General features: G+C 55.0%; 13 protein-coding genes. 7 read left to right on the top strand and 6 right to left on the bottom strand.

Annotated elements, in window-relative coordinates:
- Nucleotides 1-9 precede the first annotated feature (9 nt).
- The 3 genes from coaE to AC2FNC_RS18100 are packed head-to-tail and all read right to left on the bottom strand — an operon-like array spanning nt 10 to nt 2,029.
- Nucleotides 10-603: a dephospho-CoA kinase gene (coaE, locus tag AC2FNC_RS18110; protein ID WP_480518237.1), complete on the bottom strand. Its 594-nt coding sequence runs from the start codon at nt 601-603 to the stop codon at nt 10-12.
- A complete protein-coding gene (locus AC2FNC_RS18105; protein ID WP_480606617.1) occupies nt 600-1,433 on the bottom strand; it encodes a shikimate dehydrogenase in 834 nt (277 codons plus the stop codon). The genes coaE and AC2FNC_RS18105 overlap by 4 nt, the downstream gene beginning before the upstream one ends.
- Entirely contained in the window at nt 1,430-2,029 is a 600-nt protein-coding gene (locus AC2FNC_RS18100; RefSeq protein WP_480606620.1) for a Maf family protein, read from the bottom strand. The genes AC2FNC_RS18105 and AC2FNC_RS18100 overlap by 4 nt, the downstream gene beginning before the upstream one ends.
- Nucleotides 2,030-2,434: 405 nt before the next feature.
- On the opposite strand from AC2FNC_RS18100, the gene AC2FNC_RS18095 reads away from it, so the two are divergent.
- The 7 genes from AC2FNC_RS18095 (at nt 2,435) to AC2FNC_RS18065 (ending at nt 9,806) form a co-directional block, all read left to right on the top strand.
- On the top strand, nt 2,435-2,884 hold the full coding sequence (locus AC2FNC_RS18095) for a CopD family protein (RefSeq protein WP_480606622.1): 450 nt from the start codon (nt 2,435-2,437) through the stop codon (nt 2,882-2,884).
- 122 nt (nt 2,885-3,006) lie between these two features.
- On the top strand, nt 3,007-4,278 hold the full coding sequence (gene rho / locus AC2FNC_RS18090; RefSeq protein ID WP_480494027.1) for a transcription termination factor Rho: 1,272 nt from the start codon (nt 3,007-3,009) through the stop codon (nt 4,276-4,278).
- Nucleotides 4,279-4,308: 30 nt separating this feature from the next.
- Nucleotides 4,309-5,595, top strand: a complete 1,287-nt coding sequence (mnmE, locus tag AC2FNC_RS18085) for a tRNA uridine-5-carboxymethylaminomethyl(34) synthesis GTPase MnmE (protein WP_480606625.1) — start codon at nt 4,309-4,311, stop codon at nt 5,593-5,595.
- 12 nt (nt 5,596-5,607) lie between these two features.
- Nucleotides 5,608-7,476, top strand: a complete 1,869-nt coding sequence (gene mnmG, locus AC2FNC_RS18080; RefSeq protein ID WP_480624794.1) for a tRNA uridine-5-carboxymethylaminomethyl(34) synthesis enzyme MnmG — start codon at nt 5,608-5,610, stop codon at nt 7,474-7,476.
- Nucleotides 7,476-8,093 carry a 16S rRNA (guanine(527)-N(7))-methyltransferase RsmG gene (gene rsmG / locus AC2FNC_RS18075; RefSeq protein WP_480554306.1) on the top strand — a complete coding sequence of 206 codons (618 nt, stop codon included), beginning with the start codon at nt 7,476-7,478 and terminating at the stop codon, nt 8,091-8,093. The genes mnmG and rsmG overlap by 1 nt, the downstream gene beginning before the upstream one ends.
- On the top strand, nt 8,086-8,889 hold the full coding sequence (locus tag AC2FNC_RS18070; RefSeq protein WP_480554307.1) for a ParA family protein: 804 nt from the start codon (nt 8,086-8,088) through the stop codon (nt 8,887-8,889). The genes rsmG and AC2FNC_RS18070 overlap by 8 nt, the downstream gene beginning before the upstream one ends.
- A 20-nt stretch (nt 8,890-8,909) precedes the next feature.
- Complete coding sequence (locus AC2FNC_RS18065) at nt 8,910-9,806, top strand: ParB/RepB/Spo0J family partition protein (protein WP_480554308.1); 897 nt, start codon at nt 8,910-8,912, stop codon at nt 9,804-9,806.
- Here AC2FNC_RS18065 and AC2FNC_RS18060 read toward each other — a convergent pair.
- From AC2FNC_RS18060 to AC2FNC_RS18050, 3 genes are all read right to left on the bottom strand, one after another.
- Nucleotides 9,796-10,149, bottom strand: a complete 354-nt coding sequence (locus tag AC2FNC_RS18060) for a YbaN family protein (protein ID WP_496716155.1) — start codon at nt 10,147-10,149, stop codon at nt 9,796-9,798. The genes AC2FNC_RS18065 and AC2FNC_RS18060 overlap by 11 nt on opposite strands.
- Before the next feature lie 2 nt (nt 10,150-10,151).
- Nucleotides 10,152-11,306 (bottom strand): radical SAM family heme chaperone HemW, encoded by a 1,155-nt coding sequence (gene hemW, locus AC2FNC_RS18055; protein WP_480554310.1) that lies wholly within the window; start codon nt 11,304-11,306, stop codon nt 10,152-10,154.
- Nucleotides 11,296-11,843 (bottom strand): non-canonical purine NTP pyrophosphatase (locus AC2FNC_RS18050; protein WP_496716154.1); only part of this gene is annotated, 548 nt, incomplete at its 5' end. The genes hemW and AC2FNC_RS18050, both read right to left, overlap by 11 nt.

Below are 11,843 nucleotides of genomic sequence, written 5' to 3'. Positions count from 1 at the left end.
AGTACAATCTCACGCATGTGCCATCCCCGCCCGTATCTGCCTGACCACATCCTGCACCTGCGCGCGGGCGTGGTCCAGAGTATCAGTCACGATCACAAAATCCGACCGCGCGCATTTTTCATCGTTCGGCATCTGCTTGGCGCGGATCTGCTCGAACTGCGCCTCGGTCATTGTTCCGCGTTCCATTACGCGCCGCTTTTGGTCTTCGGCCGGGACCGAAACGCAGGCCACTGCGTCCATTGCCGCATCAGCGCCCGTTTCAAACAAAAGCGGAATATCGAACACCAGGATGTCGCTTGTAGCGCTTTCGCGAAATTCCGCACGATCAGCAGCGACAAGTGGATGCACAATCGCCTCAATCGCTTTCAACGTGGCCGGGTCACCCGCGATAATTCGTTTCAACGCGTCTCGGCTGACCACCCCATCACGTATCGCATCGGGAAAGGCTGCCCGCATTGGTTCAACCGCTGCTCCACCAATGGCATACAGCCGATGCACCGCCGCATCCGCATCCCACAATGCGCACCCTTCTTCAACGAACATCTGCGCTGTGGTGCTTTTCCCCATACCGATTGAGCCTGTCAGGCCAAGCGTAAAACTCATGCCAGGGCCGCCGCGCGCGTATCCGCGTCTACTTCGGGGCGGACACCAAACCAGCGTTCAAATCCGGGAACAGCCTGATGCAGCAACATCCCCAGACCATCGACTGTGGTGCATCCGGCCTCCTCGGCGGTTTGCAGCAAACGGGTTTTCAACGGGGCATAGACCAGGTCCGTTACCACGGCACCGGGTTGCAACCCGTCCAACGGCACGCGCAGCTCTGGCTGGCCCTGCATCCCCAGTGAAGTCGTATTGACCACCAGTTCGGCGTTTTCAATGACATTTCCCGCTTGAACCCAATCGACCACGCGAATGCGTTGGCCGAACTCTTCCTTCAGATGATCCGCGCGGGCGCGCGTCCGGTTGGTCAGCAGGATTTCCGGCACCCCGGCATCAGACAAAGCCTGCAAAACGGCACGGGCAGCGCCCCCGGCACCAAACACAACCGCCGGGCCATCTTTCGCATTCCAGTCAGGTGCGCCATTGCGCAGGTTTTCCATAAACCCGTACCCGTCGGTGTTATCTGCGTGGATCGAACCATCAGTTCGGAATACCAGCGTATTTGCGGCACCAATGACCGTTGCGCGGTCGGAAACGTGATCTGCGATCTTCAGCGCAGCTTCTTTGTGCGGAACGGTCACGTTGGCCCCGACAAAGCCCGCTTTGGGCAGGGTTCGCAGCACAGTCTCCAGATCAGCAGAGGCGACGTCCATCGGGATATAATGCCCGGCAAGCCCATAGGTCTTTAACCAATGCCCGTGCAGCTTGGGTGAACGCGAATGCCCGATGGGGTGCCCGATCACTCCGGCTAAAGGAACCCGGTTTTCTGTCATTGCTCGATCACCCCTTTGACAGCCAGAAAGTTGAGAAGCTCTAACAGAGGCATACCCAAAACGTTAAAATAGTCTCCGTCAATGGTGGCGAACAGGCGGACGCCTTCTTCTTCCAGCTTGTAGGCTCCGACGGCATGGCGAATGCTGTCCCAGTTCCGCGTAACATAGTCTTTCAGGTAGGCATCAGAACTGACCCGCATCCGCAAACGCACCTGCCCCACATGCCGCCAGATCGGTTCACCATCCTGATAGATCACAGCTGCTGACAAAAGCATGTGCCGCTTGCCGCGCATGGTTTTCAGTTGGACCAGCGCTTGTTCCGGGGTTTCGGGCTTTGAAAGCAGCTGCCCTTCGAAATCCAGCACCTGATCGCAACCGATCACCATGGCGCCGGGGTTTTTGTCACTGACCTTACGCGCTTTGATCTCAGCCAGCGTATCCGCAATATCGCGTGGTGCGGCATCCTCTGCCAGCAACGCCCGTTTGACCGTCTCTTCATCCACGCGCGCCGTTTGAACCGCAAACGGCACACCTGCGTTCCTTAGCAGTTGCGCGCGAATAACAGATCCCGAAGCCAGAAGAATGGGGACAGACATGTGGAAAACCCCGTGTGCAAATCGATGAGAGTTCTGGGGTGTTTTGTATGGTTTTCCGGTTGACACGCAACCCCGGGAATTTTGTGGCAAAGATCCCCGAGTCGCTCAAATCTCATCCTGTCGGGACAAGGATAACTCTAACTCGTGGGATAACAGATGTATCCAGCGATACCCATCGGGTTATCCACAGACCAGATTTACCTGATCCAACTTAAATAATTGATTTATATATTTAATTTGTACTATCAACAGAATCTCTGGGAACCTCAGGTATTTTGTCCCCCTGGGGAAAACGCTAGGGTAAAAATAATAATCCACGGATATTTAGCACTCTACAAAACCATCATCCTTTTTCTTTTCTTATTTTTTTATTAGGGAGAGTTCCGAACAACGTTCGGAGCCGGCATGACAGACCTTCTTTTCACGATTTACCCGTGGGTGAAGTCATTACATATCATGGCCGTGATCTCATGGATGGCGGGCTTGTTCTATCTGCCCAGACTGTTTGTTTATCACGTCGAAAAAGCGCAGGTCGTAGAGGGCGCGCAAGACATCTTCTTTGAAATGGAAGACAAGCTGCTGCGGGTGATCATGCGCCCCGCGATGGTTGTGACCTGGTTATGCGGGCTGATCATGGTGTTCACACCGGGGATCGTCGGATGGGATTTCGCATGGCCCTGGGTTAAAGGTGCGGGCGTGATCGCGATGACCTGGTTCCACCATTGGCTTATGGCCCGAAGGAAGGAATTTCTGGCAGGCCAGAATAAGCTCACTGGGCGGCAATATCGCATGATGAACGAGGTTCCGACCATTCTGATGGTTATCATCGTTCTGGCGGTCATACTGAAGTTCTGAACGCCTGTTTGACTCCGAACGACGCTGCGCTTATGTAGATCACAACACGCCCGTCCGGGCGGCGTATTTTCCGTACTGAAATTCCACTTCAAGCCGCGCTTTCAGCGGTGAAGGTATGTATCATGTCCAATGAATCCCTGAATTTGGCCGACCTGAAAGCCAAAAGCCCCAAAGACCTTCTGGCAATGGCCGAAGAGCTGGAGATCGAAAACGCCTCGACCATGCGCAAGGGCGAGATGATGTTCCAGATTCTACGCGAACGTGCCGATGATGGCTGGACCGTCGGCGGTGATGGCGTACTGGAAGTGCTACAAGATGGGTTCGGCTTTCTGCGCTCGCCCGAGGCAAACTATCTGCCGGGTCCTGACGATATCTATGTCTCGCCCGATATGATCCGTCTGCACTCACTGCGGACTGGGGACACGGTCGAGGGCGAGATCAAGGCGCCGGACGAGAATGAGCGTTATTTCGCGCTGACCAATGTCACCATGATCAACTTTGAAGATCCCGAGAAGGCCAAGCACAAGATCCTGTTCGACAACCTGACGCCTCTGTACCCGGATGAGCGTCTGAAGATGGAAATTGAAGATCCCACCATCAAGGATAAGTCCGCGCGCGTGATCGATCTGGTTGCGCCGATCGGTAAAGGTCAGCGTTCGCTGATCGTGGCACCGCCGCGGACTGGTAAAACCGTGATCCTGCAGAACATCGCGCATTCGATCGAACAGAACCATCCGGAGTGTTACCTGATCGTCCTGCTGATCGACGAACGCCCGGAAGAAGTGACCGACATGCAGCGCTCGGTTAAGGGTGAGGTTGTGTCGTCAACCTTCGATGAACCCGCAACGCGTCACGTGGCCGTGTCGGAGATGGTCATTGAAAAGGCCAAGCGCCTGGTCGAGCATAAACGAGATGTTGTTATTCTACTCGACTCAATCACAAGACTTGGTAGAGCTTTTAACACCGTTGTACCATCCTCGGGCAAAGTTCTGACCGGTGGTGTGGACGCAAACGCGTTGCAGCGGCCCAAGCGTTTCTTCGGCGCAGCCCGAAACATCGAAGAGGGCGGATCGCTGACCATCATCGCCACGGCGCTGATCGATACCGGCAGCCGGATGGACGAGGTGATCTTTGAAGAATTCAAAGGTACTGGTAACTCGGAAATCGTTTTGGACCGCAAGATTGCAGACAAACGCGTGTTCCCGGCGATCGACATCCTCAAATCCGGTACACGGAAAGAGGACCTGCTGGTCGACAAGGGCGATCTGGCCAAAACCTTTGTTCTGCGCCGTATCCTCAATCCTATGGGCACCACCGACGCAATCGAGTTCCTGTTGTCGAAGTTGAAACAGACGAAGACAAACGGCGAGTTCTTCGATTCAATGAACACCTGACACAGGTCTTAAGCGACGCGAGGCCTACGAATGGATACGATATTCGCCTTGGCCAGCGCGCAAGGCAAAGCAGGGGTGGCGGTCATTCGCCTCTCTGGCCCCGAAGCGCATTCCGCAGCTGCATGTCTGAGCGGCGCGGAACTGCCCAAGCGGGGAATAGTCTTGCGCACCCTGCGGGATCAGGACGGATCACGTCTGGATGATGGTCTGGTTCTGACCTTTCAGGCACCGGCAAGTTTCACCGGGGAAGACGTGGCAGAACTTCAGATCCATGGCAGCACGGCCTCGGTCAATGCGGTTCTGCGCTGTTTGTCGAACACCGATGGGCTGCGGTTGGCGGACCCGGGTGAATTCACACGCCGGGCCCTTGAAAATGGCAAGATGGATCTGACACAGGTCGAAGGCCTTGCAGACCTGATTGACGCGGAAACCGAGGCACAGCGTAAGCAGGCCCAGACCATTCTTGCCGGTGAGCTTGGCACGCTGGCCGAGCGCTGGCGGCGCGATCTGATCCGCGCGGCATCGTTGCTGGAAGCCGTCATCGATTTCGCTGATGAAGACGTCCCCACCGACGTCACGCCGGAAGTCCGCGATTTGACAAGCGGTGTTCTGGCAGATCTTCGTCGAGAAGCAGATGGGGTGAAGATTGCCGAGCGTATTCGTACCGGATTTGAAGTGGCTATTGTTGGTCTTCCCAATGCAGGAAAATCAACCCTGTTGAACGCGCTTGCAGGACGTGAAGCCGCAATTACCTCGGAATTCGCAGGTACAACCCGGGATGTGATCGAGGTTCGTATGGATCTGGCTGGCTTGCCGGTGACATTGCTGGATACGGCCGGGTTGCGGGAAACCGAAGATCACGTCGAGAATCTTGGGATCGAGCTGGCTCGAAAACGGGCAGAAGCGGCAGACTTGCGTGTTTTTCTGACCGAAGTCCCGGAAGAGCTGGATGTAGCTGTGCAGGATGGCGATATCCATGTTCTGCCCAAAGCAGACCTGCGGGAAGATAAGAGTGAAGGTGTTTCAGGAAAGACAGGACAGGGGATTGATGCGCTTGTCGACCAGATTTCGTGGGCCTTGAGTGAAAGAACCACAACACATGGTATAGCCACGCGTGAACGCCATCGCGCTGCGATGAACAAGGCATCGGCTTCACTTGTTGCTGCGATCACGGTTCTGGAATCAGGCCCGGACTTGTATGATATCGCTGCGGAGGAGTTAAGGACTGCCATACGGGCGCTTGAATCTCTGGTCGGCAGAATTGATGTCGAGACACTGTTGGATGAAATCTTCTCCAGCTTTTGTTTAGGAAAATAAGGATTGTTTCACGTGAAACATTCAAACTTTGATGTCATCGTGGTTGGGGCCGGTCATGCCGGTACGGAAGCCGCGCACGCCGCTGCCAGGATGGGTGCGAAAACCGCTTTGGTGACATTATCTGCGACCGATATCGGCGTCATGTCCTGCAACCCGGCTATCGGTGGGTTGGGGAAGGGACATCTGGTTCGAGAGATTGACGCGCTGGACGGTGTAATGGGTCGCGTCGCTGACCAGGCTGGTATTCAGTTTCGACTGTTGAACCGGCGAAAAGGTCCGGCTGTTCAGGGTCCCAGAACGCAGGCTGACCGCGCCCTTTATCGTGCGGCAATGCAAAACGAAATCAGCAACCAGGAAAACCTGTCCATTATCGTTGGGGAGGCTGTAGACTTCCTGATGGACGGACTCCGTGTCGCCGGTGTCCTGCTTGGAGATGGGTCGGAAGTGCATGCCAAAGCCGTTGTTCTGACTTCCGGAACCTTCCTGCGCGGCGTCATCCATATCGGCGACGTGTCACGGGCTGGTGGGCGGATGGGAGATCGCCCGTCGATAAAACTGGCCGAGAGGTTGGATAGCTATAACCTTCCGCTGGGACGCTTGAAAACCGGCACACCGCCGCGTCTGGATGGGCGCACTATCGACTGGTCAGGTTTGGAAAGACAGGACGGGGATGAGGACCCGACCTTGTTTTCTTTCCTGTCAACATCGGTTGTCGCGCCTCAGATTTCCTGCGGTATTACACATACCAATGCCAAGACGCACGAGATCATCGAAGCAAACCTCTCAAAATCGGCGATGTATGGGGGCCATATCGATGGCATAGGTCCAAGATATTGCCCTTCGATCGAAGATAAGATTGTTCGCTTTGCAGATAAGGACTCGCATCAGGTTTTTCTTGAGCCCGAAGGCGTCAATGATCACACGATTTATCCCAACGGTATTTCAACGTCACTGCCTCAGGACGTGCAATTGGAATACGTTCGGTCGATCAAAGGGCTTGAAAAGGCGGACATTCTTCAACCGGGCTATGCGATCGAATATGATTATGTGGACCCACGTGTCTTAACCGCGTCCTTGTCGCTACCCGACGTTCCGGGACTATATCTGGCAGGGCAGATCAACGGAACCACAGGATATGAGGAAGCTGCGGCACAAGGGATGGTTGCTGGCCTTAACGCGGCGCTGGACGTACAGGGCCGCGAACCGGTCATTTTCACCAGATCAGACAGCTATATCGGCGTGATGATAGACGACCTGACGACACGTGGTGTGGCAGAGCCTTATCGAATGTTCACCTCCAGGGCCGAGTTCCGACTGTCTCTGCGTGCAGATAATGCAGATCAACGGTTGACGCCGATTGGGTTGGAACTTGGCTGTGTCGGAGAGAGGCGTCAGGCGCATTTTGAGAAGAAAATGAGCCAGCTTGATGCAGCGAAATCCAAGCTGACCGCTCGCACATACACACCCAAGGAAGTTCTTTCAGCCGGGATCAACGTCAACCAGGATGGAAACCGCCGAGATGGAATGGCGATTCTGGCATTTCCGGATACATCTTTCGAGGACTTGTTTCCCTTGATACCAGATCTACAAGATGTAGACGTGGCGATCCGGCTTCAAATCGAACGTGACGCACTTTATGCGAACTATATCGACCGGCAAAAGCGCGATGTTGAGGCTATGAAGCGGGATGAATCCTATGTTATCCCGCGTGAATTTGACTATTTTGGCCTGGACGGGCTGTCTTCTGAGATGAAGCAGAAACTGTCACAGGCCAAACCGTCGAACATAGCGCAAGCAAGCCGAGTCGAAGGCGTTACACCGGCTGCGCTCACCCTTGTCCTGGCGAAATTGCGCCGCGATCAACGAGCGCGTCAGGCATGATGGCCGATTTTTCCAAGTTTGATGGCTTGAATGTTTCACGTGAAACATTCGAACGTCTGAAAATCTATGTTGATCTGGTGAACCGCTGGAATCCCAGGATAAATCTTGTTTCACGCAATAGTCTGGAATTCATGTGGGATCGGCATATTCTGGATTCTGTCCAAGTTTTTCGATGCGCTGAAACGTTTGAAACCTGGGTGGACCTTGGCAGTGGCGGCGGGTTCCCCGGAATGGTATGCGCCATTATTGCTGCCAAGGAAGCTCCGACCGCCAGTTTCTCTCTGGTGGAAAGCGACCAGAGAAAATCGGCTTTTCTGCGTAACGTCGCCCGTGAATGTGGCGTGTCGTGTAAAGTGATTTCTAAGCGGATCGAGGTGGTTGAACCCCTGGGCGCAAACATCGTTTCGGCGCGCGCGCTGGCGGATCTGCGTACATTGTTATCATTCTGTGACAGGCATTTAGGTGAAAACGGGACCGCGCTGTTGCCCAAAGGTGCAAACTGGAAAAAAGAGCTGGATGAGGCGCGTGAGGAATGGAATTTCGATGCTGAGGCCATTACAAGTTTAACTGAACCTCAGGCCGTTATCCTTAAGATCAAAGGAGTATCACGTGGTTGATCTGTCTCGACCGTCCGGACCCCGGATAATTGCGGTTGCCAATCAGAAGGGCGGAGTAGGGAAAACAACCACAGCAATCAACCTAGCGGCAGGGTTGGCCGAAGCTGGCTGCAGGGTATTGGTGGTTGACCTCGATCCACAAGGGAATGCATCAACCGGTTTAGGGGTCGAAGATCGGGATTGGACCACTTATGATCTCATCCTGGATGACGCGCCCTTGGAGGCAGTGGTTCAGGAGACGGAGATCAAAAACCTTCTGGTTGTCCCTGCAACGGTTGACTTGAGCTCGGCAGATATCGAGCTGATTTCCAACGAAAAACGCAGCTATCTGCTGCACGATGCGCTGCGTCAGACGGCAGTGGACGCGTTTGAGCTGGATTTCATCCTGATAGATTGCCCGCCGTCACTGAACCTCTTGACCGTAAATGCGATGGTTGCCGCCCATTCTGTCCTTGTGCCGCTGCAAAGTGAGTTCTTTGCGTTGGAGGGTCTTTCGCAATTGATGTTGACGATCCGGGAGGTCCGGCAAACCGCGAATCCAGACCTGAGAATCGAAGGTGTTGTGTTAACCATGTATGACAACCGCAACAACTTGTCCCGCCAGGTCGAAAAGGATGCGCGTGACAATCTGGGTGAGATGGTTTTTAAAACAAAGATACCCAGGAATGTGCGGGTCAGCGAGGCGCCATCCTATGCGCTGCCGGTATTGCAGTATGACTCGGGATCACTTGGTGCGATGGCGTATCGGCATCTGGCCCGTGAGATCATGCATAAGAACAACAAAACCGCAGCATGAGCGGTGGTGAGGAGGCCGACATGAGCACCAGGAAAGCGAAATCCAGAGGGTTGGGCCGGGGATTGTCCGCACTCATGGCGGATGTTAATCCGGAAGCGGGCAACCGGGTATCATCTGACGCGCGCAGACCTGATCTGAAAGTTCCGATCGAAAAGCTGAAGGCAAACCCAAATCAGCCGCGACGCACGTTTCAACCCGAACAACTGGATGAGCTTGCCGCGTCGGTCCGGGAAAAAGGTATTATCCAACCCTTGATCGTACGTCCGGCGGGGGCCGGAGAATATGAAATCGTCGCTGGTGAACGCAGGTGGCGGGCGGCTCAGATGGCGCAGCTGCACGAGATCCCAGTGATCGTGCGTGAGTTTGATGATACCGAAGTACTGGAAGTTGCAATTATCGAAAACATCCAGCGTGCTGACCTGAACGCGGTGGAAGAGGCCGCCGGCTACAGGCAGTTGATGGATCGCTTTGGGCACACGCAAGAAAAGCTTGCCGAGGCATTGGGGAAAAGCCGCAGCCACATTGCGAACCTGTTGCGGCTTTTGTCTCTGCCAATAGACGTACAAACACTTGTTATTGAAGGGAAATTATCGGCCGGCCATGCGCGTGCGCTGATTACGGCGGAAAACCCCTCGGAATTGGCAAAACAGATCGTCAAGGATGGCCTATCTGTGCGTGCAACCGAAGCGTTGGTCAAGAAACAACAGCAAGGCGACACTCCACGACCTGCTTCCAGATCCAGGAATCTGGATGCTGGAAAAGATGCTGATACGCGCGCGCTGGAAAAAGACCTGTCCGCTATTTTGGCTATGAAAGTCTCAATCAATCACAAGGCGGGAACGGAATCCGGTCAGGTTGTTCTGACATATGAAAACCTGGATCAGCTTGACGATCTTTGTGCAAAGCTCAGCCGTTAGGGCGCGTCCAGATAAATATCAGGACGCCACCCAGAACAATGATCTGAATGATCAGCACGAAGGGCGGAACGGATAGTAGCAAAGACACCCCGAAAACGGCGGCGACCGAAAAGGTTGCTGCCTTTTTTACGGCCGGGCGTATTGCGCCCGAACTCTGCCAATCCAGTATCATTGGCCCGAAAATCCGGTGCGACAGTAGCCAGTTATGCAACCGTGAAGAGGATCGCGCAAAGAAAAACGCTGCCAGCAACAAAAACGGAACCGTTGGAAGAAGAGGCAGAACAACCCCAATCGCGGCCATCGCAACGCAAATCAATCCCAGCCCCGCCCAAAGATACTGCATATTCAGCCCATTAATTCCCGGATTACAGCATTCAGCACGGCGCGCCCCGCTGGTGTTGCTCTGAGTCTGTTGTTTTCACGTTCAATCATATTAATGCCGACCAGATGGTCCACGGTTTCGTCAGAAAGTGGACAGCCTGACAGGGCCTCCCACCTATCTACATCTAGTCCTTCTGAGATCCTCATGCCCATCATAAGGTATTCGTTCGCCTGATCTTCAGGCGAAAGGACGTAGCGTTTCTTTTCTCCGTCACCCTTCGTGGCGGCGTCAAGCCAACGCTGCGGGTTCAGATGGGTTTCGGTCGCGTGTCTTTCACCACCCACCGTTATTCGCCCATGAGCACCGGGACCAATGCCGACATAGTCCCCGTAACGCCAATAGACCAGATTGTGCTGCGACTCTGCACCGGGGCGGGCGTGGTTGGACACCTCATAGGCGGGCAGGCCGTGTTTCTCGCAAATCTCTTGTGTTGCAAGGTACATGTCGGCCGCACTGTCATCTTCGGGCAAGCCGCGCAGTTTTCCGACAGCATAACGATCGCCAAAAGCCGTGCCTTCTTCGATTGTCAGCTGATACAGCGACAGGTGATCCACGGCCATGGACAGAGCTTCGTTCAACTCGGCCCGCCAGGCGTCCAACGTTTGGTGTTGCCTGGCATAGATCAGGTCAAAGCTCACCCGTTCAAAACAATCACGGGCGATGTCAAAAGCAGCGCGGGCCTCGGCCAAAGTGTGAATTCGCCCCAAGCGGCGCAGGTCTTCGTCGTTGAGCGCCTGCACGCCCATCGATATCCGGTTGACGCCTGCATCACGATAGGCCGCGAACCGCCCGGCCTCGACTGATCCGGGATTTGCCTCCAGCGTGATTTCCATGGTGTTGGAGGGGTGCCAGAGCGCACGGGCCTCACCGATCACGGCGGCAACGATTTCCGGGTCCATCAAAGACGGGGTTCCACCGCCGAAAAAGATCGTGTTCAGCACCCGATCCGGGGTTTCGGCAGCCGAGCGCCGCAATTCGCTTAGATAGGCGTCAAGCCATTGTTTTTGATCAATGTTTCTGGAAACATGGCTGTTGAAGTCGCAATAGGGGCACTTGGCCTCGCAAAAAGGCCAATGCACGTAAAGGCCAAAGCCTCCGTTGCGCCAATCATCCGCCAAAGCAGCCTTTCACGAACTTCTCAACCGCGCGTCCGCGATGGCTGATCTTGTTCTTTTCCCAGCGATCCATCTCGGCAAAGGTAATGTCGTACCCTTCGGGAACAAACATCGGATCATAGCCGAATCCACCTTCGCCGCGGATGGGCCAGACAAGATGACCGGGGGCAACACCTTCAAACACTTCATCGTGCCCATCAGGCCAGGCCAGCACCAGTGTGCTGCGGAATTGCGCGGTGCGGGGGTGGGGGGCGCTCTTTGCCTCAAGCTCATTATGGGCGCGGGTCATCGCCATCAGGAAGTCGCGACCGTTGCCGGTTTCGGCCCAATCAGCGGTATAAACACCCGGCGCGCCGTCCAGCGCGTCGATTGTGATTCCAGAATCGTCTGACAGGGCGGGCAGCCCGGTGGCCTTTGCGGCGGCGTGGGCCTTGATCCGGGCGTTGCCGACAAAGGTGTCCTCGGTCTCTTCCGGTTCAGGCAGGTCCATGTCCGCCGCACCCACAACCGTCACGCCAAAAGGTTCGAGGAGATGCGCCA

The organism is Ruegeria sp. BHSA123, from assembly GCF_059613425.1.
This window is presented reverse-complemented; position numbering and strand designations above follow the sequence as displayed.